Annotated in this window: 21 protein-coding genes and 1 riboswitch; of the genes, 11 read left to right on the forward strand and 10 right to left on the reverse strand. The window is 54.9% G+C overall.

Features of this window, described 5'->3' with window-relative positions; translation table 11 throughout:
• Positions 1–113: 113 nt before the first annotated feature.
• The 6 genes from DF283_RS00100 to DF283_RS00125 all read left to right on the forward strand — a co-directional run bounded on the left by DF283_RS00100 (position 114) and on the right by DF283_RS00125 (position 6,977).
• Entirely contained in the window at positions 114–1,460 is a 1,347-nt protein-coding gene (locus tag DF283_RS00100) for a FliM/FliN family flagellar motor switch protein (protein WP_303672545.1), read from the forward strand.
• A 38-nt stretch (positions 1,461–1,498) separates the two neighbouring features.
• Positions 1,499–1,951, forward strand: coding sequence for a flagellar biosynthetic protein FliO (locus DF283_RS00105; protein ID WP_303672546.1), 453 nt, complete (start codon positions 1,499–1,501; stop codon positions 1,949–1,951).
• Positions 1,952–2,043: 92 nt separating this feature from the next.
• On the forward strand, positions 2,044–2,676 hold the full coding sequence (gene fliP / locus DF283_RS00110; protein ID WP_303673087.1) for a flagellar type III secretion system pore protein FliP: 633 nt from the start codon (positions 2,044–2,046) through the stop codon (positions 2,674–2,676).
• Between the two features lie 57 nt (positions 2,677–2,733).
• Positions 2,734–3,246, forward strand: coding sequence for a flagellar biosynthetic protein FliQ (locus DF283_RS00115; protein ID WP_303672547.1), 513 nt, complete (start codon positions 2,734–2,736; stop codon positions 3,244–3,246).
• A gap of 9 nt (positions 3,247–3,255) precedes the next feature.
• A complete protein-coding gene (locus tag DF283_RS00120) occupies positions 3,256–4,062 on the forward strand; it encodes a flagellar biosynthetic protein FliR (protein WP_303672548.1) in 807 nt (268 codons plus the stop codon).
• A gap of 143 nt (positions 4,063–4,205) precedes the next feature.
• Complete coding sequence (locus DF283_RS00125) at positions 4,206–6,977, forward strand: vitamin B12-dependent ribonucleotide reductase (RefSeq protein WP_303672549.1); 2,772 nt, start codon at positions 4,206–4,208, stop codon at positions 6,975–6,977.
• A gap of 79 nt (positions 6,978–7,056) precedes the next feature.
• Here the strand turns inward: DF283_RS00125 and DF283_RS00130 are convergent, their stop codons facing one another.
• Entirely contained in the window at positions 7,057–8,046 is a 990-nt protein-coding gene (locus DF283_RS00130) for a thiamine pyrophosphate-dependent enzyme (RefSeq protein WP_303672550.1), read from the reverse strand.
• Positions 8,036–9,883 (reverse strand): 2-oxoacid:acceptor oxidoreductase subunit alpha, encoded by a 1,848-nt coding sequence (locus DF283_RS00135; protein ID WP_303672551.1) that lies wholly within the window; start codon positions 9,881–9,883, stop codon positions 8,036–8,038. The genes DF283_RS00130 and DF283_RS00135 overlap by 11 nt, the downstream gene beginning before the upstream one ends.
• A 309-nt stretch (positions 9,884–10,192) precedes the next feature.
• Between DF283_RS00135 and DF283_RS00140 the strand changes: the two genes are divergently transcribed.
• Positions 10,193–11,764 (forward strand): bifunctional GNAT family N-acetyltransferase/carbon-nitrogen hydrolase family protein, encoded by a 1,572-nt coding sequence (locus DF283_RS00140; protein ID WP_303672552.1) that lies wholly within the window; start codon positions 10,193–10,195, stop codon positions 11,762–11,764.
• Positions 11,765–12,156: 392 nt separating this feature from the next.
• Entirely contained in the window at positions 12,157–12,597 is a 441-nt protein-coding gene (gene zntR / locus DF283_RS00145) for a Zn(2+)-responsive transcriptional regulator (protein WP_303672553.1), read from the forward strand.
• A gap of 174 nt (positions 12,598–12,771) precedes the next feature.
• Here zntR and DF283_RS00150 read toward each other — a convergent pair whose 3' ends face one another.
• On the reverse strand, positions 12,772–13,851 hold the full coding sequence (locus DF283_RS00150) for a GNAT family N-acetyltransferase (RefSeq protein WP_303672554.1): 1,080 nt from the start codon (positions 13,849–13,851) through the stop codon (positions 12,772–12,774).
• A gap of 547 nt (positions 13,852–14,398) precedes the next feature.
• Between DF283_RS00150 and DF283_RS00155 the strand changes: the two genes are divergently transcribed.
• Both DF283_RS00155 and DF283_RS00160 read left to right on the forward strand, forming a co-directional pair.
• A complete protein-coding gene (locus tag DF283_RS00155; protein ID WP_303672555.1) occupies positions 14,399–14,602 on the forward strand; it encodes a hypothetical protein in 204 nt (67 codons plus the stop codon).
• A 460-nt stretch (positions 14,603–15,062) separates the two neighbouring features.
• On the forward strand, positions 15,063–17,165 hold the full coding sequence (locus DF283_RS00160; RefSeq protein WP_303672556.1) for an Eco57I restriction-modification methylase domain-containing protein: 2,103 nt from the start codon (positions 15,063–15,065) through the stop codon (positions 17,163–17,165).
• On the opposite strand, the gene hemG is transcribed toward DF283_RS00160, so the two are convergent.
• From hemG to hemE, 4 genes are read right to left on the reverse strand one after another with little or no spacing between them, the layout of a single operon-like run.
• Positions 17,149–18,510, reverse strand: a complete 1,362-nt coding sequence (hemG, locus tag DF283_RS00165; protein WP_303673088.1) for a protoporphyrinogen oxidase — start codon at positions 18,508–18,510, stop codon at positions 17,149–17,151. The genes DF283_RS00160 and hemG overlap by 17 nt on opposite strands.
• A gap of 1 nt (position 18,511) precedes the next feature.
• On the reverse strand, positions 18,512–19,564 hold the full coding sequence (gene hemH / locus DF283_RS00170) for a ferrochelatase (protein ID WP_303672557.1): 1,053 nt from the start codon (positions 19,562–19,564) through the stop codon (positions 18,512–18,514).
• Positions 19,565–19,596: 32 nt separating this feature from the next.
• The gene (gene hemN / locus DF283_RS00175) at positions 19,597–20,994 is read right to left on the reverse strand and encodes an oxygen-independent coproporphyrinogen III oxidase (protein WP_303672558.1); all 1,398 of its coding nucleotides are present in this window, start codon (positions 20,992–20,994) and stop codon (positions 19,597–19,599) included.
• Positions 20,995–21,023: 29 nt separating this feature from the next.
• Positions 21,024–22,079: a uroporphyrinogen decarboxylase gene (hemE, locus tag DF283_RS00180; protein WP_303672560.1), complete on the reverse strand. Its 1,056-nt coding sequence runs from the start codon at positions 22,077–22,079 to the stop codon at positions 21,024–21,026.
• A 228-nt stretch (positions 22,080–22,307) separates the two neighbouring features.
• A riboswitch (TPP riboswitch) is annotated at positions 22,308–22,418 on the forward strand.
• On the opposite strand from hemE, the gene DF283_RS00185 reads away from it, so the two are divergent.
• Complete coding sequence (locus DF283_RS00185) at positions 22,407–23,381, forward strand: hypothetical protein (protein ID WP_303672561.1); 975 nt, start codon at positions 22,407–22,409, stop codon at positions 23,379–23,381. (Overlaps the previous riboswitch by 12 nt.)
• A 15-nt stretch (positions 23,382–23,396) precedes the next feature.
• Here DF283_RS00185 and DF283_RS00190 read toward each other — a convergent pair whose 3' ends face one another.
• The 3 genes from DF283_RS00190 to DF283_RS00200 are packed head-to-tail and all read right to left on the reverse strand — an operon-like array spanning position 23,397 to position 25,994.
• Complete coding sequence (locus DF283_RS00190; RefSeq protein ID WP_303672563.1) at positions 23,397–24,875, reverse strand: sodium:solute symporter family protein; 1,479 nt, start codon at positions 24,873–24,875, stop codon at positions 23,397–23,399.
• 27 nt (positions 24,876–24,902) lie between these two features.
• Positions 24,903–25,592 (reverse strand): ATP-binding protein, encoded by a 690-nt coding sequence (locus DF283_RS00195; protein WP_303672564.1) that lies wholly within the window; start codon positions 25,590–25,592, stop codon positions 24,903–24,905.
• Positions 25,593–25,625: 33 nt separating this feature from the next.
• Positions 25,626–25,994, reverse strand: coding sequence for a hypothetical protein (locus DF283_RS00200; RefSeq protein ID WP_303672565.1), 369 nt, complete (start codon positions 25,992–25,994; stop codon positions 25,626–25,628).
• Between the last annotated feature and the right edge of the window lie 17 nt (positions 25,995–26,011).

The raw sequence follows: 26,011 nt of genomic DNA on the forward strand, positions 1-26,011 counted from the left end.
TGGCAAGGCGGACTTGCGTAGACCACTGGATGGATGCCTGCATTCGGGCAATTCGGTATGCTGTTGCAGAAACGAGCTGGAAGAGAGCGCTGATTGGTGAAAAGCGTATGGATATGAGTTTGGACAGCCGAAAGGCGAGCCAGTTGCATAATCGGTCGTACTCGCTTCCCCGGGTGGGACGGGTCAGTCCCTGGCAGGCTCAAATTCAGACCTGTGCGCAGCTAAGCCCACATTTGAGCGAGCTGATTTCCCAGTTCTGGGGCGTCCCCGTGAAGCTGACCTTTTTGGGCATCAGCGAGAAACCGCATTACTTTTGGCGTCTGGATGACTTCCATGTCTCCCAGCTTCAGCTGGAGAAGCAAACCGACACCGACGCCAGCCCACCGCCTTCGGCGCTGTTACGCTTATCCGAATCTCTGTGCGCCAGCCTGCTCAACCGGGTTTTGGGAAGACGCCCCCAAAGCGAGGCCGGTTTTAGCTTCCGACGGCTCAGCCCGCTGGAAGCCAGCATTTTGAATGAATTAAGCCGGGATTTGCTGGCCCTGTTCAAAAAACAGCTGCTCAAAAAACCGGCTCCCTCCCACCAGCAGGAGCTGGTTCAACTGTTGTGGGTGGCCAATCTGGATGAGTCCGCCGAGCAGCTGAGGCAGGCCTTGGGGCCAGTGCAGGCCGCTCACCTGATGGATGCGCTGGAAGTGGGGAAAATCGTCCTCAGTGTACCCGCTTCCGCCCTGAAGCAAGGCACGGTATCCGCCCAGCCTGTGGCCATCGTCCCCGATGACTTTTTTTTTCACGTGCTAGCTCCCGTCCGAATTTACGTGGGCAGCAGCCGGGTGCCCCTGGCCGACCTGGATCACCTGGAACCGGGCGATTTGATTGTGCTGGAGAACAGCCAACTGGATCAGATGGCGCTGGTGGAGACACAATCAGGGCAACACCTGCCCTTTTCCGCCAGGATCGCTCACCCACAGGCCATTACCATGCCTTACGAACAGGAGTTTGACGAGATGGACAGCCCGATGGACACCCAGAACTCAGGCGCTTCAGCCCGGCAAAACCTTTGGGATAACCTGATGATTGAGGTTGCTGCCGAATTTGAGCCGGTGAAAATTCCCTTACGCCAGTTAAAGCAGATGAGCGAAGGGCTGGTCATTGAGATGGATGACCTGCTGCACAACCAGATCAGTTTAAGTGTGGACGGCAAGGCCCTGGCCCTGGGCGAGCTGATCATCGTGGGCGATCGATTCGGGATACGGGTCAGTCGGGTTCTAGCCCCCACCGCATCCAGCGAAAATCCTGTCGAGCGGGTGGCATTACCCGCTCAGGAAGCGCTCACGCCAGCCGAAGCACCGCCAGTTGAGGAGGCCTCTCCCCCCACTGAGCCGACGGGTGAAATGGATTTGGACAGCTTTTTGAACGATGATTTTGATGAGGCCGCGGACGGCGAAGAGAACTGGTAGTTGTTGCTTGAATAGACAAGTTTAAAGGACAGACTGGCATGATGAATCACACAGGCGCTTTGTGGCAATATCTGGGCACGTTCGTGCTGTACACCCTGGGGGCCGTGGGCCTGATTTATGGCGCCTACTGGTATGCCCGTCGCTCCTCAGGCCTGTTATCAGGCGGATCCACCAAGGTGGACCCACAGGTACCCACCTTGCAGGTGGAATCCTCCCTGCCGCTGGATCCCCGGAACACGGTTTATGTGATCCGTTCCGGCTCCGAACGCTTTTTAATCGCCGCCTCCGGGGAGGAAACCAATCTGCTGTCCAAACTGGAACCGGTGGCCAGTGAAGTGACCGTGGAAGAAATTCCGGTGGTCACGGAAACCGAGCGGCTAGAGCCCTGGTTCGCTCCCCCCGTGGTGCCCCGCACCGTCCCCAGACGGCAGGGCTTTGGGGCCCGATTCGCCCAAAGCATCCAGTGGATTGTATCTTCCCGAATGAAATAGCAAATGCCGTTGTGGATGGCGGGCGTGGTACGGATTGATTTTTCTCTCTCTCAGGAACGATGTAAGGAAAGGAAAGACGCGCTGTGGATGTGATGTTTGGAAAGCTGGACCCGGCCCTCCAGCTAATCATCCTGATGGCCTCGTTGTCGCTCATCCCGCTGGTGGTGGTGAGTATGACCAGTTTTTTGCGCTATATGATTGTTTTTTCAATATTAAAAACAGCACTGGGAACCCAGCAGGTTCCTCCGGCCATCGTGCTGGTGGGCATGTCCCTGATATTGACCATGTACACCATGGCCCCCGTGTTTGGAGAGATTGGTCAAAAGCTGGACCCCATCATGCGGCGCAACGGCTCGGTGGTTCAGATGATGATTAGTGGTTCTGAACCGCTGAAAACCTTTATGATGCGGCAAACCCGACAGTCGGACGTGGCCTTTTTCCTACAACTGTCCCGAAATAAACCGCCAGAATCCCCTAAGGATTTGAGCCTGTGGGAAGTAGCCCCGGCCTTTATGGTCAGCGAGCTGCGCACCGCCTTTGAAATCGGCTTTATCATTTTCATTCCCTTTATTGTCATTGACCTGGTGGTGGCCAATATCCTGCTGGCCCTGGGGATGATGATGTTATCGCCCACCATTATTTCCCTGCCCTTTAAAATCCTGATTTTTGTGGCCGTGGATGGTTGGAGCCTGATTGTAAACGGGCTGGTACAGAGCTTTAACTAGAGAACCCCGCCGAGCGAGGCGTCATGGGCTGCAAGCCCTCAGTGAGGACGGACTGTTATGGAGATATTGCTGGAACATTTGGGCCGGGGGCTGATGCTCAGCCTGTTGATGTCCCTGCCTGCCGTGCTGATGGCCGCTGCCATTGGTTTGGTGGTGGGTATTTTGCAAGCGGTCACCCAGGTGCAGGAGCAAACCATTGCTGCCGCCCCCAAAATCGTGGGGGTTTTTGCGGTCATATTGCTGGGCGGCGGCCTGATGATGAACATGATGACGGACTATGTGCGGGAATCCATGCAGATTGCCTTCAGCGATGTCCCCGAGGACGGCATCTTCGTGATGCCCACCACCCGGCACCAAACCCCGGGCCAATTGCGGGCCAAACACTTTTTTGAGTTGCAAGCCAAAGAAGGCGCTAACAGCGCTAAATTAAAAGAGTTTGCCGCCCAGTGGGAAATGCCAGACAGCGACGGGGCCGCGGGGGCCACCCTCAAGGTGCGGCAGGGCGGGAGCAAAGGGGGTGCCCTCAGTATCCCCGAGAAAATGACCCTGCAAAAAGACGGCAAGCGGTAGGACAGGCGCATGCACTTTGACGCGGCTCTGGAATCGTTCGGTCGGCTGCACCACCAGTTGGGGCCGGTGGTCGATGGGGTGCTGCTGATGTTTTTCCGCATGCTGGCCTTTACCACCACCGGGCCCATTTTTAACCGCAAGAACATTCCCATTGTGCTTAAAATCAGCGCGGCTATTTTCTTTACCGGAGCCATGGCCTGGCTGGTACCACCCCATCAGGATACCGGGCCCCTGTCCCCCGGCGGAGACTATCCCTCCTTTCTGATTCAGTTGGTGCTGAATATTGTGGTGGGGGCTTTTCTGGGCTTTATGGCCGATATGATTTTGCAGGCCGCCTACGCCGCAGGGAACGTCATGAACAACCAGATCGGCTTGTCCTCCGCCATGATTATGGACCCGGCCAGCGGCAAGCAGGCCATGTTGCTAGAAACGCTGTTTAACAACATCACCATTTTGTTGTTCATTGAACTGGGCGGCGTTCACTGGATGCTGAGCGCCCTGAAGCGCAGCTTTCAGGTCTTTCCCCTGTATGCCATGCAGCATAACTTTGCCCAGGCCATCAGTGTGGACTATCTGGTGACGCTTTCCGGCAATATTGTGCTGATTGGGGTGCAGTTGGTCTCGCCCATTATGGTGGTGACTATGGCCGTGGATCTGATGCTGGGCATCATGAACCGAACCGCCCAGCAGATGCCCGTCTTTCAGCTCAGTTTTGCCCTGAAGCCGTCCATTGGCATCGCCGTGATGCTGATGACCATGACCGTATTTTTACAGGCCTTGAGCAACTACCTCAACGAGTACGCCCATATTTTTTAAGCGCCTTTGTCTGAGCTGCACGCAGTTTTAGAAACAGGTTGTGCAAGGAGACTCGCCTGATGATTAGGAGGATGTCCGGCCCGACCACACAGGGTATGATCAGGGGAGTGTGAGGATTGATTTCCGTTTAAGGAGTGATTCGTATGGCCGCTGGCCCCAACCCCAACCCGGAGCCGGGTTTGCGCTTTCAGCGATTTTTCACCCGGGAAGGGCTGCACCCCTTTGACGCGGTGACCTTCGAGCGCCGGGAGGCTCGCATTACCAGCCCCACCGGAGAAGTGGTCTTTGAAATGCGGGATGTGGAAGTGCCTATCGAGTGGTCCCAGTTGGCCACCGACATTCTGGCCTCCAAGTACTTCCGCAAGCTGGGGGTCCCGGGCTCGGGCAGTGAAACCAGCCTGAAGCAGGTCTTGAACCGTATTACCACCACCATCCGCCAACAGGGAGAGGTGGTGGGCCTGTTTGCCAGCCCCGAAGACGCCAACAGTTTTGAAAGCGAACTGACCCACTTGTTACTGCACCAGATGGGGGCTTTTAACTCGCCCGTGTGGTTCAACTGCGGGTTGTGGCATCAGTATGGCATTGCAGGCAGCGGGGGCAGCTGGTTCTGGAATCTCCAAACCCGACAGATTGAATCCACCGCCAACGCCTACCAGCATCCCCAATGTTCGGCCTGCTTTATTCAATCGGTGGATGATGACCTGATGGGGCTGTTTGAGCTGATGAAAACCGAGGCCCGGCTGTTTAAGTACGGCTCCGGCACGGGGACCAACTTCTCTCGCATTCGGGGCAAGCAGGAAAAACTGTCCGGCGGCGGATACTCTTCGGGTTTATTGTCCTTTCTGGAGGTGCTGGATCGGGGGGCCGGGGCCACCAAGTCCGGGGGCACCACTCGACGGGCGGCCAAAATGGTTTGTCTGGATATGGATCACCCGGAAATTGTGGATTTTATCCACTGGAAGCGCAAGGAAGAGCTAAAAGTGCAGGCTCTAATTCAGGCCGGGTACTCGGGGGACTTTAACGGGGAAGCCTACCAGACCGTGGCGGGGCAGAACTCTAATAATTCGGTGCGGTTGAACAACCGCTTTATGCAGGCTTACCTGAATGATGAGCCCTGGCAAACCACCCTGCGCACCACGGGGGAGGTCTGTGAGACTTTTCAGGCCAGAGATTTAATGCGACAAATTGCCGAATGCGCCTGGGCTTGCGCCGATCCAGGCGTCCAGTTTGATGATGTCATCAACGAGTGGCACACTTGCTCCACCGGTGGGCGGATTCGGGGCTCTAACCCCTGCTCGGAGTTTCATTTTCTGGATGATACGGCCTGCAATCTGGCCTCACTCAACTTGCTGAAGTTTGTGCAACCGGACGGGCAGTTTGATACTCCGGCGTTTCGGCAGGCTTGCCGGGTCTTTTTCACTGCTCAGGAGCTTTTGGTGGACCTGGCCTCTTACCCAACCGCCCGTATCGCCCAAAACAGCCACGATTATCGTCCGTTGGGGCTGGGCTACGCCAATTTGGGGGCCTTGCTGATGCGCTGGGGCCTGCCCTATGACAGTCCCGAGAGTTACGCCATCACCGGGGCCATTACTGCCCTGATGACCGGAGAAGCCTACCGCACTTCCGCCGAACTGGCAGGAAGATTGGGAGCGTTTCCCGCCTTTCCCGAGAATCAGCAAAGCATGTTGACCGTCATGCGTAAGCACCAAGCGGCCTTGGCGGATATTCAGCCCGACCATTGCCCCACAGACTTGCTGGCAGAAGCGGTGAGCGTGTGGGATGAGGTGCTGACTCTGGGGCAACGGTATGGCTATCGCAATGCACAGGCCACGGTTTTAGCCCCCACGGGTACCATTGGCTTGCTGATGGATTGCGACACCACCGGCATCGAGCCGGATTTCGCCCTGATTAAGTGGAAAAAGCTCTCCGGGGGTGGCACCCTGAAAATGGTCAACCACGGGGTGGCTCAGGCCCTGCAAGGGCTGGGGTACACCGAAGCCCAACAGCAGGCCATTGTGGCCTACGTGGATCAGACCGGCACCGTGGAAGGGGCTCCCGGCTTGCAGGAGGCCCATTACGCCATTTTCGATTGCGCCACGGCCTCCGGGCAGGGCACCCGCTTCATCGCCCCCATGGCCCACATCCACATGATGGCCGCCGCACAGCCTTTTTTGTCCGGGGCCATTTCCAAAACAGTCAATCTGCCCCATTCGGCCACGGTAGAAGATATTGAGGCGCTTTATGTCACCGCCTGGCGCTTGGGCCTGAAGGGGGTGGCCTTGTACCGGGATGGTTGCAAGTTTTCTCAGCCCTTGAGTACCCAACCGCTTTCTAGTCAGGCTTCCACGCTTCCCTCGACAGAATCTTTACAAGCAGAGCAGCCGATTACGGTGGCTGTGGCAGGCCAGGCCTTGCGCCTTCAGGCCCAAACGTTTTCCGATCATCGCTTGGCCGCCATTCGCATTGAGGGAATCTTCACCGATGAGACGGTGAAGGCTTTGCTGCAATGTTGGCTGTACGCCGTGTCTCTGGCCTTGCAGGCCGGGGTTCCCCTGACCCGTTTTGTGGAAGCCTACGCCTTTACCGCCTTTGGCCCGGCTGGCTTAACCGATCATCCCCATGTGCGTCAATGCAGCTCGCTGGTGGATCTGATCACTCGCATTCTGGGCGTGGCGTATCTAGGTCGCTTTGAGTTGGCCCAGGCACCTCCCAGCGGTGCCGAGGCCCAACGCATTCTAAGTCGCCTGCCGCAAGCAGAACTTGTTTCCCCCCATGCGGGGACGAGTGCCCCTGACTCGTCGTTGGCCCACCTGTGGGCAGAGGCGCCGCCCTGTAGCCAGTGTGGCAACCCGACCCTTCGGGATGGGGCCTGTTATCGCTGCCACAACTGCGGGCACTCTCAAGGCTGCGCCTGAGACGGTTCTGTTTTAGCTGCAAGCAAAAGCCCCACCGAGCAATTCGATGGGGCTTTTAGATTGGTAATGACCCGGCCGATTAAATGGTGAAATCGGCAGCGGCCTTGGACAGATCGGTGTTGGCGATCATGGTCTGAGGGTCGTAGTAGGGCAGTTCCACCGGGGTGAACTCGTTCAGCAGCGGAATATTCTTTTTCAGAATGTCCTGGAACGTGGGGCGTTCAATCTGGTAGTACACACCCAGCGCCACGCGGTCTTCCACCTTGTGGGCCTGCTCGAAGCACTGAGCCTGCTTGGCGTTGACTTCATTGATGTCGTTGGGGTTTTTCACCACGCCATCGTAGCCTTCGTTCTCCAGATAGTAAACCCGAGGAACCTGGCTGCCGCCCACATCCACCATCTCGGCGAAGTAGTCCTTCGTGTGGATGTTGTTGTAGGTGGGGCAAGGCTGCAGGACATCAATCAGAGCCATCCCTTTGTGCTGGATGGCTTTCATGATGGTTTCCTTCAGGTGCTTGGCATCGAAGGCGTAACTACGGGCAATGAAAGTGTAGCCGCAGGCCAACGCCAGGGTCACCGGGTTGATGGCGGTGGTTGGATTGGGCAGGGCCAGGGACTTGGGCTGTGCGCCCTGGGCCAAAGTCGGGGAGGCCTGACCTTTGGTCAAACCGTACACTTCGTTGTTGAACACCACGTAGGTCATGTCCATGTTCCGGCGACCGGCGTGGACAAAGTGACCCGCGCCAATCCCGTAGCCGTCACCGTCGCCACCGGCGGCGATGATGTGCAGGTTGGGGTTGGCCAGCTTGGCGCCCTGGGCAAACGCCAGCGAGCGACCGTGCAGGGTGTGCATGCCGTAGGTGTGGATGTAGTGAGGCACTTTACCGGAGCAACCCACACCGGAGACGATGAAGGTTTCCCAAGGCTTCATGCCCAGACCAGCGATGGCTTGCTGAATGGAATTGGTAATCCCGAAGTCGCCGCAACCGGGGCACCATTCGGAATGGATGTCGCTTTTGAGCTGCGAGCCCTTCAGCGGTGTTTTCAAGGGGGTGGGACTAGAGACCATAGGACAATACCACCTTTCTGGACTGTTTCTCGTTAATTTCTTGAATGGCGGCAACCAGCTCGGTTTCAGAAATCGGACGACCGCTCCACTTCAGCACTTCATGCTCAATCTGGATACCCGTGCGCATGGTGATGAGTTGGGTGATTTGACCGCCGAAGCTGCTTTCCACCACCACGGCCCGTTTCACGTTCGCCATGGCTTTCTTGAAGGCATCTACCGGGAATGGGCTCAACAGGCGGATCTGAATGAAGTTGACATCCAGATTGTGCTTTTCTTTCAGCACTTTAATGGTGTCCAGAATCACGCCCTTGGTGGAACCCCAGCTGACAATGGTGATAGGGGCGTTTTCCGGCCCATGAACCACCAGTTGATCTTCCGGCAGGATTTCCCGAGCGGCCAGATCCAGCTTTTTCATCCGCTTTTCCTGCATGGGAATGCGGATTTCCGGCTCTTCGGTAATGTGGCCATACTCGCAATGCTCGTCACCGGTCATCCAGTAGATGTGGCCGGGCATGCCGGGCAGGGCACGGGGAGAAATGCCGTCTTCGGTGATTTTGAAGCGGGGGAACTTTTGCAGGGCCGCTTCAATGTTGTTTTCATCAAATTTGGCGTCTTTACCGGCCATTACGCCCAGATCGACTTTCATGTTGCTGTCATCGAACTTGGGGAAGCACACGGTGTTGTTGGCCAGCAACTTATCGCTGATGAAGGTGACCGGGGTCTGGTAGCGATCCGCGTAGTTGAAGGCCTTGAAGGTGTCGTAGAACTGCTCGCGGGCATCGCCGGGGCACATGACGATCTTGGGGTACTCGCCATGGCCGCTGAACAGGCAGGCCAGCATGTCGGTTTGCTCATGACGGGTGGGCAAACCGGTGGAGGGGCCGCCCCGCATGTAGTTGAACATAACCACAGGCACTTCGTTGATGCCCGCCCAGCCGAGACCTTCGGTCATCAGGTCCATACCGGGACCAGAGGTGGAGGTGGAGGCCCGAACGCCAGTGGTACCACCACCGATGGCCATGTTGATGGCTGCGATTTCATCTTCGCACTGCACAACCGGCAAACCGTACTCGGACAGGTCTTCCAGGTAAATGCACTCATCCACGGCCGGGGTAATGGAGTAGTAGGTTTGCAGACGGCAACCCGCTTTGAGCTTGGCCAAACCAGTAGCCACAGCGGCGTTCAGCAGGTAACGGGAGCCTTTGGCCGGAACCGTGGCCGGTTTTTCCATTACATAATTGAACTTGGCCGTATCCGGGTTGTTTTTCATGATTTCGTAAGCCTTGGTGGCCGCTTGCATGTTCAGCGAAACCAGCTTGGCTTTGCTGCCGGTGAAGATGCCGTTCAGGGCTTCTTCAATAGCGCTGATATCGAGTTGACACAGGGCCATGGAGGCAGCCACGGCAATGGTGTTCTTGATGATGGACAGGCTGGTTTGGGTTTTGCCCGTGGCCTGGGCAATCTCTTCCAGAATCTGATCAAAGGGGATGGGGAACAGCAAGACGCCCGGTTTTAAATCCAGCTTGGCGGGATCGGTGACTTTGGGGTCGTAGATGAAAGCGCCATCGTCCACGATTTCAAAGGCGTGCAGTTGGGCAGTCGAGTTTTCAAAGGTGGCCAACAGGTTGACGGGATCGGTATGGCTGTAAACAGGCTCGGTTTTCACCCGAACTTGAAAGTAGCTATGCTCCCCCTTGATGTTGGAGTGGTATTCACGGCGACCGTAGACCCAGTAGCCGGCTACAGCGCAGGAGCGGGCAAACAGGGTGGCCGAGGAGTCAACCCCTGTCCCTTGTGGGCCGCCGATCATCCAGCATAAATCATGCGTGCGGTTCATCTTGTATTGCTCTTTCTTTGTCTTGACTATTCCTGAGAGTTTGGAGAGCCTGCCTGGGGTTCAAGGAATAAACCAGACCCGGCCAGATTCCAAACTGGACGTTGCCGAGGTCTTTGGAATCGTTGAATTCAGCGGAAACTGGGCGCACCGGTTCCAAAGTGTGCCTATTCTAGCAGAAACCAAAAAGTGCGTTAAGGATTTTGCACAAGCCCTTGTCCAATGTTTGAGAGGGCCGTTCGGGTCAGAAGGTCAGCCAGCTTAGTATGCTACTATTTTTTAATCCCCAACCGATTGGTAAATCTCTTCCTTATGAAAAACAAAGCCACCAACGCCAAACTGGTCATCCGCAATGCCACTCCAGCCGATTTGGTTGAAATTCAGCGCCTCTCTGAAAAAGTGTATCCCGATATACCGCCTTACTCACTGGATATCCTGAGAGGCCAGCTCAACAATTACCCGGAAGGGCAGTTTGTGGCCGTATACGATTCTAAAATCGTGGGCTATTGCGCCACCATACGGGTATCGGAGCAAGTGGCGATGGCCCCTCACACCTGGCGTCAAATTACGGGCGGCGGCTACGGCTCTACCCACTTGGCCACGGGGGAGTATCTTTATGGCATGGAAATCTTTGTGGATCCTGATTATCGGGGCTTGCGCATTGGGGAGCGCTTGTATAGCGAGCGCAAAAAATTATGCCGATACTATCGCCTGAAGGGTATCGTCTTTGGCGGGCGCATGCCGATGCTGAAGAAGCGGCTGAAGCAAGTGGGCTCGGTGGAGCAATATGTCGAGCAGGTCAAAGACCGTAAAATCAACGACCCCACCACCAGTTTTCAGTTGCGCCAGGGCTTTGAAATTATGGGGATTTTGCCCGATTACCTGCCCAGCGATAAGGAGTCCATGGGCACGGCCACCCATATGGTTTGGCGGAACCCGGAAGCTCCGGAGCCAGAGGGAAAATCACGCACCAATGCCGGTCGATTGCCGGAATCGGTGCGGGTGGCTACGGTGCAATACGAGCAGCGACGCATTCATTCCTTTGAAGAGTTTGAACAAATTGTGACCTACTTTGTGGATGTGGTTTCGGATTATCGCTCGGATTTCGTGGTGTTCCCGGAGTTGTTTACCTTACAGTTGCTCTCCATTGAGAATGAACCCATTCCGCCGGATAAGTCCATTGATCGGCTAACGGAATATACGGAAAAAATCAAGGAAATGTTCCTGCGGCTGGCCATTAAGTACAACATCAATATCATTGCCGGTTCGCACCCCACCAAAATGAAGGACGGATCCATCCAGAACGTGACTTTTGTGTGTTTGCGAGATGGTTCCATTCATGAGCAACCCAAGATTCATCCTACGCCCAACGAGCGGTATTGGTGGAATATTCAGGGAGGTGACAACCTCAGCGTCATCCAGACCGACTGCGGCCCCATTGGGGTTTTGATTTGTTATGATTGCGAATTCCCGGAACTGGCCCGGCACTTGATCGATCAGGGGGCCAATATTTTGTTTGTCCCCTTCTGTACCGATGAGCGCCAAGGGTATTTGCGGGTGCGTTATTCGGCTCAGGCCAGAGCGGTTGAGAACCAGTGTTATGTGGCCATGTCCGGTAACGTGGGTAACCTGCCCCGGGTTCATAACATGGACATTCAGTACGCCCAAAGCTGTATTTTAACCCCGTGCGATTTCTACTTTGCCCGCGATGGCATTGCCGCCGACACCACCCCCAACGTGGAAACGGTGGCATTTGCCGATTTGCGACTGGAATATATTTATCGGGCCCGCCATTCTGGCACGGTAATGAACCTGAAGGATCGTCGTCACGACCTCTATAGTGTGGTGTGGCATAAAAATAAGAAGCTCAGAAGCAAAGAGTAGTCTCCTTCCATTGGGATGGTATTTGCCAAAAATCCTCCCCGACTGATTACTTCCGTGTAGGTTTTTTCTGCTTTCAGTTGGAATAATCCATTTAGAGACTATCCGAAAAGTATTTAGTCCGGTGTGGCGACAAGGCCGGAGCAGCGCAAGCAAGGCGCTTATACTGATAAGTAACGAAGCTGAGCAGCACACGAACGCAGTAGACGCCCGGAATGGAGGCTTTTCGGATAGTCTCTTAGAGACCGGGCTGTTATCTTTACTCCTTGCCTTTGGGGTGATTGCCGGGGCATTTTGGGATGCGAAAAGAAATTCGTTTTCAGGGCTTGACTCCGTACCCTTGACCCCGTACCAAGGTACAGGGATTAAAGTAGGTTCATACGGAGGACACCCCCATGCATTCCCTGAAATCTGGAGAACTGGCCAAGCAGGCCAACGTGAACCCGGAAACACTCCGTTATTATGAGCGAGAGGGCTTGTTGCCGGAACCCACCCGCACCGAGGCGGGATATCGGCTGTATCACCCCGATGATGTGAAGCGGGTGCGCTTTATCAAAAAGGCCCAGGAATTGGGCTTCTCCCTGAAGGAAGTGAAAGAGCTGCTGGCCCTCAAGTTGAACGCCGATCACTCTGCCAGTGAGGTAAAACGCCTCACCGAGCATAAAATTGAGGCGATTGAAGCCAAAATCCAGAGCTTGCAGGCCATGAAAAACGTTTTGAAGGATCTGGCTTCGGCCTGTTCCGGCACCGGCAGCGTGGATCATTGCCCCATTCTGAATTGTCTGGAAGATAACACTCAAGAGAAAGGAGGTGAAAACTCATGCAAAACCTGTTAGTACGCAGTTTCATGCCCCAGGCTGAACAAACCAAAGAGTGTAACTGCAATCCCTGCACGTGCGATCCGTGCGAATGTGGCCCGCAATGCAGCTGCCACCAGCAGTAACCATACAATGCCCCGCCATGCCCCCTTCTCCGGCCCCGTCTATTGAGTGATAGATGGGGCCTGGCTTTTACGCCACAGAAACAAGCGACGCAACCGCCCCTCCAGGAATGAAGCCGGGCAGAAACAAACGCCCGAGGTCTGGAATTTTCGCAGAAATGCCCGTTATCTCCGGTATTTGGATTGGGCTTAACGTTTTATATTTGACATAATTCACGTATGCCTGCCCCCGGATTGATTTCGGGTTGGCCAATAACAGGGAGTAATAGGGATCGGTGCGGTTGGCAATTCCGGCTTTGTAGCCATGCTCCCCGTCTCCCAGGTTGATTTGCAGTATGTTATACTCCGTAGCCCTTGCCATGCGGTGGTACAGGCTCAGCAAACCTGGAGCGAACTCCTGATACTCTCCGGTGTTGATGGTCATGACGGAGTAAAGTGTATGGCCCATCAGAATATTCATGGTCAGATTGGTAAGAGTACCGTTCAGATAAAACCCTTCCAGAAGCAAAGCGCCCTGTTCCTCCAGCGCTTGTGCCCATGCCACGATGAAGTCCCGCTCACGGAGATCGCTAAAATAGGAATGTCCGGCTTTTTGTGTCCAGTACGCCAGATGGTGCTTAAAAAACAGGGAAAAAAATTGCTGAATGCCATCAATCCCTGAAAAACGCCGCAGCTCAGGATGCAGCGCTTCCGATTTTTTGAGTTTGCGACGAATGTCCTTCCGTTTGGCGGCACTCAACTGGCTCAAATAAGCATCGAAGCCATGGTGCAAATCAACCCAATAAGCGGTGGAACTGGGTTTTTGGAATATTTCAAGCCCCAGTTCCGTCAATAACTCAAACCGCTGAAACGCCCGGCGACTCTCCGGCCAGGTTAACGCCAAATAATCCCACTGGCTTTGGGGCTGCAGGCTGGCAAATTGCTCGTAGCAACGCTGGTCAAAATCCTGAGACCAGGCATTGTTCCACCCTGCGTAACGAAGCTCCTTCAGCGCAACGCCCTTGCACATTTCACGGCGATGAATCGCCAGATTGTGGTGGACATCCACAATGTCAAACTTGGGGGACAGGTACTGCCACCAACACTCGAAAAAGCTTTGTAACTGATAAGGATGATGGATCTCTGATAGCACAGTTGATTCAGCAATCATGGGCAGTCCCAGGGTTATGGGCTCAATTGGGCTTCGGTTGGCCGAACCCCACACGGAATAGCAATCAAAGACAGGTATCAATTTGCGTATTAGGATAAAAACTATCCGGGAGAAAAAATTGACCTTCCGTCACATACCTGCAGAAGGGCTTGCGTCCATCCGCACGTTTGAAAAAAGTAAGGCCGCCTTACCTCAAAAATGCCCCAATGCTCCCTTGAGGCAGTTTGATCAATCCAGACTAATGGCAGTTGCCCACAATTATTTACACATATTAAGTAAAAACTTGTATCCAAAAACAGGGGATTTGGAGAGATTGGCATATCCAGCAAAGCAGCGGAAGATATGCGTTTTTTATCGGCTGGATAGATGGCCACAAAAGCGAACCGAGCCTCTTCATTCTAAATGATTGTTTTTAATTTCTATTGTTGTAATATGAGATCAGTGGAGAGGTTCACCGGGCTGGTGATGAACCCATCCATGGGGTATCCCCGGTTGGTATCCCCGGGCTTTGAGTGAAGTGAGTGTGTGTTTAGAGAGGCTGTGTTGTATGGAATATTTTCCGAATGCCAAAGCATTGGTTTATGGTGAGTTGAATTTCGTTTCTACCGTGAACGGTTTAACCGAAATAAAAGTGTCTTACGATATGGATGCCCTGCTGGATGAGGTCTCCAACGAGGTGTTTGCCTTGTTTATTGGGGAGCCAAGGCCCACTGCGGCTCTGGAAGTGGTTCGTCAGGCCCAGATGGTATAAATCCATCCTATCAATTCATCCACTGGATTTTTCCCACGATTTAATTGAGCTTTGAATTAAGTTTCGAGCTGAGCTACAAGCATGGATGGCAAGCCCCTCCCGGCTTGATGTCATCTGAATGATCAGGAAATAGGCGATTGGACTGAACAGTGTGGAAGTTTAGCCAGGAACTCCCAAAGGGTTTCCCGGCAAGCAGCAGCGGTTCAGAATCAGTCGGGCAAGTTGACCTTGCCCACTGGTTTTGGCCGAGTCTCCCGGCATGCGTGGCCCCGGAGATGCAACATCATTATGGATGGTTCTCTTTCTTTCTCTTACTTACTTTCTTTCTCTCTCTCTCTTTCTTTGTGGGCGGACAGTGGCTCTTCGTTCGCGTCACAAGCTCATTCTTTCAACCCTTTTGTGGCCAAGCCTAAAAGGGTTTTTTATTTTCTTCCGTTCGGATATGGCGTAAAATAACACGATGCCCACCACCCCACTGCCATTCCATGCCGACTCTCACCCTGACAACCTTTCCGCCCTGGTCTGGCAAAGCATGCTCAGCCAGTTGACCCCAACGATTTCTGAGAACAATCCATCGTCGATTTCATACATCCCGCCCGGATTGCGACTTTCCCAATGGCAAGGCTGGGAGGCAATATGGCCACAACCCGATGACCATTGGGTCGCTTTGTATGAGCAAACCCAGGCGCGATTGGCCCGACAAAATCGCAAAAAAAAGGGCGAATTGCAGCAAGGGGTTTTTTATACCCCGGAGCCCATGGCCCGCTATCTGGTACGGCAAACCCTGGGCGTTTTTCTACAGCAGCGCTATCAGGCCATTGCAGGGGCCATTTTAGAAAATCAGGTGCAAGCAGCGCAAACACTGGTGGACGAGGTTCAGGGGGTGAAAGTGATCGATCCGGCTTGTGGCACCGGGGTATTTTTAGTGGCCGCTTTACAGTGCCTCAGCGAATTTTATCAGCGACTTCAAGAGCAATTTACGACCATCCACATTGAGGGTAACGCCCAATTCGCCATCCGGCATCAGTTATACGGCATCGACATTGATCCGCTGAGCGTGGCCATAACCGAATGCCGATTGTGGCAATGGGCCCACTGGCTTGAGGCCCAAGACCGTGCGGACGAATCGTTTTTTACTCATACCAATTTGATGGCGGCAACTTTGATGGCGGCGGATACCTTGAACGCCTCGCCCTTTCCAGACCTGCGCTGGCAGTTTATTGTGGGCAACCCACCGTTTGTCTCGGAAGTACGCAAGCAGGCTGAACGTTTTAAAGCACTTCAGCACACCGATTTTTATCAGGCCAAAATGGATGTCTGCGACGCCTTTACCGCCTGGGCCATTCAGCACCTTTCGCCCAACGGACAACTGGCTTACGTGTTGCCCATTTACTGGATGCAGCGAACCAGTAGCCAGTCGCTGCGAACGCTACTGTGGGAAACAGGGCGATTCCGGCAATTATGGCGTTTTGGGGACAGTCCCATTTTTAAAAACGCACCCGGTCATCATCCCTCGTTGCTCCTTTGGCAGAAATCGTTGTCAAATCTTAAGAACGTCGAGAAGGCTAGCAGGCAATCCATCCAATGGGGAACAGCGGAGACGGTAGAAAGCCTCTCTGAGTCTGGGCTATCGGCGGCCTGTATATTAAACGATGCCCGTTCCGGAAAATTTGTAGTGGGCGAACAACAGACCATCGATCTCCTCCATCGCTTATCCGACTTGCACACACTAATTCCTGAAAAAGCCATTCAGCAGGGCATTGTGCTGCCCCAGGGACGTTTGAAAAAATCGGATTGGCGGCAGCAAACGCCATCCTTTCAAGCCCAATTTTCCCAGGATGCGGGCATTTTTTTGCTGACGGACGCGGAAGTGGCAGCGCTCTCTTTCAACGATTTTGAACGGGCTTTGCTGAAGCCCTACTATGGACCCACCGGCTTTTTACCCTTTCAGGGATTTCAACAAAACAAGGCGTTGTACCAACTGATTTACACCGATGCCCCAGCCCGGAAAAAAATAGCCACACATCCTGATCGCTACTCCAATCTCCGGGCCCATCTCGATCGTTTTGCCCCCGTGTTGACCGCCGCCTTCAAGCCCTATGGTTTGCATCGTCCCCGGCAGCCCCACTGGTTTGAAAACCCTTGCAAAACACTCTGCCCCCGGCAAGTGCCCTATCCCGCCTTTGCCGTGGTGGAACACCCTGCTTATGTGTCTGAAGGCTTTTACATCTTGCAACCCGAGAATGCAGGACAAGCGCATTTCTGGACAGCCCTGCTGAACAGCCAGCTGGGCTGGTTCTGGTTGTATCATCAAAAACGCAAAGGGCAGCGGCTGCAAATTGATAAAGACGTCTTGCAGGTGTTTCCCCAGCCGCCCTCCGTTACGGAAGCAGCGATAGAAACGCTGGCAACAATCAGCCAAAAATTGGCCCAGCCTGTATCAGCATTAGAACGCAAAACGCTTTTGAACAGGCTGAATAAACAGGTTTTTCAACTGTATCAATGCAGTCCAGAGGAAGTGGCATGCGTGAGGGCTGCCTATAACGCTATGGGCTTTGCGTGAGAATGGCTTGGGCAGCAGTCGTGCCGGATTGCACACAGGCGTTCAGGGCAATGCCATGGAGATAATTCCCCGCTAAATGCAAGCCTTTGTGCTTTTGCAGTACGGCTTCAATGCCCGCGATGCGTTGCACGTGCCCCAAGTTGTATTGCGGAATAGCGTTGGGGTGATGCTGAATGTGGCTAAACACAGGCTCCAGCGAACCTTTGAGATGGAAGACCGTTTGCAGATCCCGGGTGACTTGCCCCTGAATTTGGGACGCCTTTTGCTTCAGAATTTCAGGATAATGGGCGCCCCCAATAAAGTTACTGAGCAGCACATGCCCTTGAGGCGCTCGCTCCGGGAACAGGCTGCTGGCCCAAATAGCGGCCAATAGCGGGATATTCTCTTTGCGGGGAATCAGGCAGCCAAAGCCATCCAGCACATGGGGTATTTGTTCAACCCGAAAGCCCAAATGGGCCACCGCCAAACTGCTATAGGGAACGTGCCGGAGCAGGCTTGCCGCATCGGGACTTAGGGTGTCCAGTAAGGCGGCGGCCACAAAGGCAGGCACGGCCAGAATAATGTGCTGTGCCTGCAAGATTTCCCCGCCGTTCAGTCTGACTTGATAGGTCGTGGCGTCGGCTTTTTCGATGGCTTGAACCGGGCACCGCAAGCGAATGGCGTGGGCGGGCAGGGCTTGGGCCAAACGGTGGGTGAGGGTTTGTAATCCTCCCGCTACGCTCATGAGTTGCATTTTGGACTTGGGTTGAGTGGGCTCTTTTTTAGGACGATGACGCAAACCCTTAAAAATACTGCCATACTCCTGCTCCCACTGCCACAGCTTGGGGAACACGGCGGGCATGCTCAGGGTATTCACATTGCCAGCATAAATGCCGCTAATAAAGGGATCGACCAGATTCTCCACCACCGCTCGCCCCACCCGGTGCGTTAGAAAACCGGCCACACTCATGTCATCGGCTTGGCATTTCGGCTGAAACGGCTCTTTCAGCAATCGGAGTTTGGCCCAAGGGGACAGCACCGGGGTGGTCAGGACTTGCCACGGTTTTTGGGGCAAAGCGGTCAGTTTGCCATTGAGGTACAAGTAGCGTTTGCTGGCCGATGCCTGGGTCGCCTGAGGTTCCAGACCCAACTCCCGGCACAAGTCCATCAGTTCCTGCGCCGTGCTGGGGAAGGTATTGGGGCCACCCTCAAAGGTGTAGCCCCCCTCGTGGTGGGTTTGAATCCAGCCACCCACCCGGTCGGCCGCTTCCAGCACCATCACCGATCGGTTTTGTTGATGCAGGCGATACGCAGCCGTCAGGCCACTCAGACCCGCCCCAATAATCAGGGTATCCACGGATTGCATGTTAGCCACTGGCCTGCGCTTGAATCAGCTCGGGAAAGGTGGAAAACTCAGCGGCATTCCCCGGCTTGTTCTCCAGCTGATCAATCGTCAACTCGCACAGGGCTTGAATAAAGCTGGCGTTGGTATTGAGCGAGGGGGCCCGGTAGCAATGCTCAATCCCCAACTCGTTGGCCAGGGGAATGTACTCGTGATCAATCTCTACCAGCGTTTCCACGTGATCGGACACAAAGCTGAGGGCCACCATTAAAATATTGTCCCGGTGATTGGCGGCAAAATAGGGCAGCACGCCTTCCGTGGCTGGCCCCAGCCAGGGCATTTTACCCACCTGACTCTGGTAGGCCAATTCCCACGGATTATTGGGGAAAAAGCGGGTGGCAATGGTTTCCGCGCAAGCGTAAATCTGCTCGGGATACGGATCTTTGGTGCGCTTCACGTGCTTCACCGGCAAACTGTGGGCACTGAATAGAATCTGCACCTCGTCCTTGGGACACGTCCACGGGTTGCTATTGAGCCCTTCCTCAATGCACTCCCGCATGGCCTCTAAATACAGGGGATGATCGTGATACGGCGGCACCACTTGCAGTTCAAACCGCACGTTTTTTTGATCCAAAACTCGTTTCAGCTCGTTCAGACTACTGCCAGTGGTGGTGTAGGAGAAATGCGGGTACAGGGGCACTACAATCACCCGCTGAATGCCATCTTTCACCATGGCATCCACCGCTTCTTCCGTAAAAGGGTGCCAGTAGCGCATGGCGATGTACACCGGCAGATCCGGGTAGCCTTTTTCCGCCAGCGCCCGCGAGAGGGCCTCTCCCTGCGCTTCAGTATATTTCAGAATGGGGGAGCTGCCACCCATGATCTCGTAATTTTCCTGAGCCAGTTCTTCCCGCTTGGTGGAAATAAGCCAAGCCAGTGGCTTTTGAAAAATAAAAGACAGGGGCAATTTAATAATATCGGGATCGGCGAACAGGTTGAACAGAAAGTGTTTGACGTTCTCCAGGCTGTCCGGGCCGCCCAGATTGAGAAATAGAATGCCGGTTTTCGGTGAACTCATGTGGAAGCTCCTTGGCAATCAAACGTGAACCATCAAACCGTTTTGGAAAAAGTCGGTTTGTCCCCACTCAGTTGGGGCAAATAAGCATCAAAGGGCATGGCGATGTTGCGGCTGAACAGGCGGCCCAAGGGCGTCACGCTCAAGCCGGTTTCGGTCAGTTCCACCAGACCATCGGCGGCCATGTCCTCCAGCTTGGGGAAGGCATCGGCAAAGTGGGATTGAAAATCCACGCCAAAGCGTTGCTGAATGTCCCTGTAGCTGATTTTTCCGGGACACAAAACGGCCAGGATTACCGCTTGCCGCAAGCGATCTTCAGCGCTCAGTTCATAACCCCGCATGGTGGCGATGCGTCCGGCTTCAATGGCCTCGTAATATTGGGACAATTTGCGCCAGTTCTGGGCGAATTGGCCTTGCAACCCGCTGATGGCGCTGACCCCGAAGCCGTATAAATCGCTGGGCAGGTTGCCGTGCTGCACCGTGTAGCCCATAAAGTTGCGGTGCAGGTTGCCATTTTGCAGGGCCAGACTCAGTTCATCGGTGGGTTTGGCAAAGTGATCCATACCGATGTAGAGGTAACCGGCTTCCGTCAGCAGTTGCTGGGCGGTTTGCAGAATATTGAACTTGGTTTCGCTTTCCGGCAGGGCCGCTTCCGGGATTTGGTTCTGGTGGGGGCTGAGCCACGGCACATGGGCGTAACTATAAAGGGCAATGCGATCCGGGCTGAGTTGAATCACCTCTCGCACGGTTTTTTCAAAACTTTCCACCGATTGATGGGGCAACCCGTAGATTAAATCAAAATTCAGCCCTTCAAAGCCCAGTTGTCGGCAATGCTCGGTGGTGGCTGCGGTCATATCCAGTGGCTGGATTCGATGGATGGCCTCCTGCACCTGCGAGTTAAAATCCTGCACCCCCAGACTGATGCGGTTAAAGCCCAATTCCTTGAGTAATTCAAGCTGCACCGGGGTGGTGACCCGAGGGTCCACCTCAATGGCCACTTCAGCGCCGGGAGCCAACTGGAACAGTTCAGTCTGGAATTTAAACAGGCGGGCCATTTGTTCTTCAGACAAATAGGTGGGTGTACCGCCGCCCCAGTGGAACTGCACCACTGGGCGGCTGCGATCCATCCAGTTGGCAATGGTTTCCATTTCCTTAAACAGGTAACCCAGATATTTTTCAGCCTGATCCCGCTGTTGGGTGATGACCACATTGCAGCCGCAAAACAGGCAGCGGCTTTCGCAAAAGGGCAAATGCACATATAAGGACAACGGATGCGGATTGCTACCGGGCGGCTGGTTGGTGTCCCGAATGGTTTTTTCGTGGGCGACGGCATTATAGCTGTCCTGCCACACCGGGGCCGTCGGATAGCTGGTGTATCGGGGGCCGGAGGTGTTGTATTTCTGCAACAGTGCCTTGGATGCCATGCTTTGCATGCGGAGATCCTTGCGTTTCGTCTTTTAGTTTAAGAGTGAGCGGGTGTCAGGGCGCTTTCTTTCACCAGATCCACCAGCAAGCGCACATTGTCCACCGGGGTGGGCGGCAAAATGCCGTGACCCAAATTAAAGATGTAGCCCTGGTTGCCGCCTTCGGCGATCAGGGATTGCACCAGTGGCTTCAAGACCTCCGGACTGCTGAACAAGGCGATGGGATCCAGATTGCCTTGCAGGGCGAACCGGGAGCCCACAATCTGTCGGGCCTGACTGATGGACGTCAGCGGGTCAATGCTGATCACATCGGGATCGGCTTCGGCCATCAGCGGCAAAATGCCCCGGCTGTTGTTGACGTATAAAATGACCGGCGTCTCATCCCGCTTTAAGTTGCGGATAATCTGCTGATGGTAGGGCAGAATAAAGCGCCGGTAATCGGCTTCGTTCAGAATGCCGCCCCAGGTGTCAAACAGTTGCACGGCCTGGGCGCCCGCCTCAATCTGGGCGTTCAGGTACAAGGTGACCGTTTCGGCCAGTTTGCCCAGCAACCGGTGCAGTACATCCGGCGATTCGTACATCATGCCTTTGATTTTAGCGAAGTGCTTGCTGCCGCCGCCCTCAATCATGTAAGTGGCCAGCGTCCAGGGAGAACCGGCAAAGCCCACCAGGGCCTTATCGGGATGGCTGGCCAGTTCTTGTCGCATGCGCCGAATAATTTCCATGACAAAGCCGGTTTTTTCCACCGGATCAGGAATAATCAGGCGATCCACATCGGCGGCGCTGCGCAAGGGGTTGGGGAACTGGGGGCCGCCATCGCCAAAGACCACTTCCATGCCCATGGCTTCCGGGGGAATTAAAATATCAGAGAAAATGATGGCCGCATCCATACCAAAGGCGTTGATGGGCTGCATGGTCACTTCCACCGCCGCATCCGGCGTTTTGCAGAGTTCCAGAAAGCTCAGTTTTTCCCGCACGGCCCGGTATTCAGGCATATAGCGTCCGGCCTGGCGCATCAGCCAGACTGGGGGGCGGTCCAGCGTTTCTTTACGGCAGGCTTTGATCAAGCGGGGAGTGGGGTTTGGGGAAGTCACGGGGCATTTCCTTTTTGGGGTTGGCCTGTGGGCATCGGATCAGGGGACAATTGGAGGAGGCAATGGCAGATGAGGCATGTGCTACACCTGCTATCATACTCCAAACTTGCCGGAATCAAAAACAAGGCCCCGCTTCAGGCATCAACCCGGAAATGAGAGAGGTCCGAAAATGAAAGGCCCGACATTTTGCAGGCTTGAGATCATAAGAGGCTTGTAGTAAGTTGATGGTTAAAGATATCGGGGTGCTGGCGTCAAGCTGGCTGAGAGCACCGTCTGGTCGGTGAAACCCTTGAACCTGCTCTGGATAATGCCAGCGAAGGAAACGCCATGTCATCACCTGTTTTGTCTCATGTCCCAAAACAGTCGGAGCTTTCACCGGCTCAGGCCCGGTTTGTGTACTGGCTGAATGGCTTGGCCCCGGTGGTCACCAACGTGATCACCCCGCTGGTGGTGTTTTGGAAAATGGGCGGCTCTAGCAAATTGCCCTTGGTGAAGTATAACCAGCAGGTCAACGAGGTGGTGCGCCAGTTTATCAGCGGCACCATTGGCCTGCTCAGTTATTTTGGCGGCGGGGAGCTGACCAAGGAGGCCTTGAACCGGGTTTTCGATAACAATGGACGCACACTGGATGAATCCAGCAAGCAAGTGGCCATGATCGTGGGCGGGGTGGCCATGAGCTTTATCGGCTTTGCCTTTGTGCGCCCTTATGTCAGTACCGAGCTGATTTGTAAATTCCTGAAGCAGGAAAAAGGGCTGGAGCAAAACATTTCCGAGCAAAAGGCCCGCGCCATCCTGAAGGCGGCTTGCCCCAACCCCCAAAGCCTGCAAAAAGGACTCAATCTGCTGGAAGGCACCTTAAAGGAACAGGCCGCTGAACTGGCCGGGGCCAGATCCAGCAACACGGCCATTCGCTGGCTGCAAAACAAGGTGGATCAGCACTTACTGCCCGGCGGCCAGCCAAATCTGAAAAAGACTGCGCTGGTGTCCACGGCGGCCCTGTCCGGGTATTTGGCCCTGCTGACCGGGGCGCTGTGGGGCGTGAACCGTGCCCTGAATCGAAAAAACAAGCCGGAAGCACCGGAAGCACAAGATGCAATGATAGCTCAACGTTTAATGTCCGTTTCTTACCCTATCCCTCAACCGTTGATGGGGGCTTTGCCTTCTTCGTCTGCGTCTGCGGCGCTTTACTTTGCGCAGGGGCGACTAGGCAACGGAGCCTCTCCCCACCGACTTCCCCCGGTGCAGTCCTATGCGCCCGCGTTTCGTCAACCCCCATCCCCGTGGCCTGCCAGTGGCCTGTGAGTGAAGGCAGCTAAACTAGCCCAAGTCCGCCAAGGCCGTGACCGGAGCGTTTTCAGTGTCGTCAGTCTGCGTTTGGGAGTCCTGCCGTTCGGGCAGATTGAGACGACCGGGCTGCCAGGCATAGCCCAGAGCAAAGCCCAACCCGCTGAGGCCAATGCCAATGAGGGTGGAATACGGCCAGCCGGGCAGCCCCAGCACATTGGGCAGGATACCGTTTTGGGTCAGGGCGCTGAGGATGACGGCGCTGATGCCAAAGCCCATGGCCAATACCCCGCTCCACTTGGGCGGATTCTTCAGGTACAACATGCCCACCACCGGCACAAACATGCCGGAGGCGTAAATATCGGCGGAAATCCACAAAATGTGGATGAGATCCTTGAACGCCAGCGCCAGAGCCATGGCCGGAAGCACCATCAACACCGTGGCGATACGACTGACCCGAATTAGCTCTTGGTTGCTGGCTTGGGGACGCAGGAAGCCCTGATAAATGTCCCGGGTGAGGGTCAGGCTACCCACGTTCAGCGAGGAGTCCATGGTGGAGGTGACCGCCGATAAAAAGCCCAGTAAGACCAAAGCGCTGAAAAACGGCACCGGGATTTTCAAGGCCAGATCAATGAGTACCGCGTCGCTTTGGTCGATGATCCGGGTACTCAGCAGGCCGATGATCACGATGATGGAAAACAACAGCACCATCACGCACAAGGCTTGCCATCCGGCTTTAAAGGCCAGCTCCGGGTTTTTGGTGGAGGACATGCGCTGCCACATTTCCGGGGCAATGCACCAGGCCAGCACAAAGGTAATCACCAAAAAAATATTTTGCTGCCAGCCGTGGGTAACATCCCAGAAGTGGGGCGGCTGATGGCTCAAAAAATGCTGCCAGGCAGCCGCATCGGGGAGGGCCGTGGTGGCCGTAAACACCAGCAAAATGAGGAAACCCAGCACAATAAACACCATTTGGGCGATATCGGTAATGACCACCGTGAAATACCCGCCCCACATGGCGTAACTAACCACGGCAAGGGTGCTGAGAACGGTGGCCCACACCAAATCCAGCCCGAACACGCTGTGAAACAGTTGTCCGGCGGCCACCATCTGGGAGCCAATCAGGGTGGTGGTGGCGGCCAAAATAATGCAGGCCAGCAGGAAGCGCCCCGGTTTGCCGTAGTATGCGGCCACCGCTTCCGGTTGGGACAGGTATGACTGCCTGGCCACGGGCTTGGCCATAAACAGGGTAATGGCCACAAAGGATAGTACAGAGGGCAACACCAACTGCCAGGCCCCACTGAGGCCCTGATGATGAAAGGCATTAATAGAGCCCATGGTGGAGGAAGCCCCGAACCAGGAGGCCGCGAGGGTCAGGGCCACCGGAAAGGCGCCCATTTGGCGTCCGGCCAGAAAAAAGTCCTTCAGCGTTTCCACCCGCCGGGAAAAAAACCGGGCGATCAGCAGAATGACCACAAAGTAGCCAAGTAAAAAAACGGGGGATACGTTCATGGGGGATTAAAAACCGATCCGGGTGGCTTAGTGTGCGTGCGGGTGCAGGGGAATATTCAGCCTGAGCAGGCAATCTCCAAAGGCGGTGGAAAACTGACGGGCCCGCTCTTCCTCAGAGGGGTAGTGGGGCAGCTTGCCAATCAGTTGAATCTGCTGGGCCTGCAAAGCCTCTTCCAGCGAGGCGGGCAGATCCTGATTGCCGTACTGGTTGAGAATCAGGGCCGGGGTTCGCACAAAGGCTCGTCCATTGGTCAGGCGCCAACCTGAAAAATCCCGAGGGATGACGATGTCCAGCAATTGCAGGGTTTCTTCCGGCAGGAGCCCGTGCAAAACCGGATGATGTCCATCCAGAATCACGTAATCGTAATTTTCAATCAGCCGGGTTAGGCCGTATTGCAGTTTTTGCAATTGAATTTCACTGAGTGTCAGGGGCAATTCACCCACCGTTAGCAGTTCCTGCTCCTCCCCTACGGAAACGGTGAGGTCCTGAAAGACCCAGTCCACGGCTTCCCGGCTGGGGGCCGCCGCTGAATGCTCGGAAACCAGTCGGCCCAGGGTCAGTTCCGGCAAGGTGGGGGCCAACGCCTCGGTCAGTTGCCGATCCGGGGAGGCATCGATATACAGTACGGAGGCGGGTGTCAACTCTTCTCCCAGGCTGATAACCACGCTGGTTTTGCCGGAGCCGGGCTGCCCGGTCACTTCGATAATGGCTTTCATGGATTCAGGTGAAACCTTGTCCTCGTCAAAATATTATGGGGATTGCTGGCTTTTAATGGCCGCAGTCAGGGCTTTTTCCAGTGTTTCCACTTTATTTTCCAGAACCTTGACCTTGCTTTCAGCCTCTTCGCGAGAAACGTCCTTGCGTTCCAAATCCCGATTAATTTTTTTGTACTGATTGCCAAGATCCAGCGTGCGTTCCCAGGCTTTCAGCAGGATAGAGGCGCCCACCATCAGCGCTACCATGGCCAGCAAGGCACCCAGCGGCAAATCAATCAGGGTGCCCCCTAAAAATTTGACGTGCTGCTCGGGAATATCCATATTCTGAAACACCAGTAGCAGGGCAGCGCTCAACAACAGCAGGGCCAGCAGATTCAGAAGCAATTTTTGGACTTTCAGCATTTCGCACCGCCTTCGCA

Source organism: Vampirovibrio chlorellavorus (genome assembly GCF_003149375.1).
GTDB classification, from domain to species: domain Bacteria; phylum Cyanobacteriota; class Vampirovibrionia; order Vampirovibrionales; family Vampirovibrionaceae; genus Vampirovibrio; species Vampirovibrio chlorellavorus_B.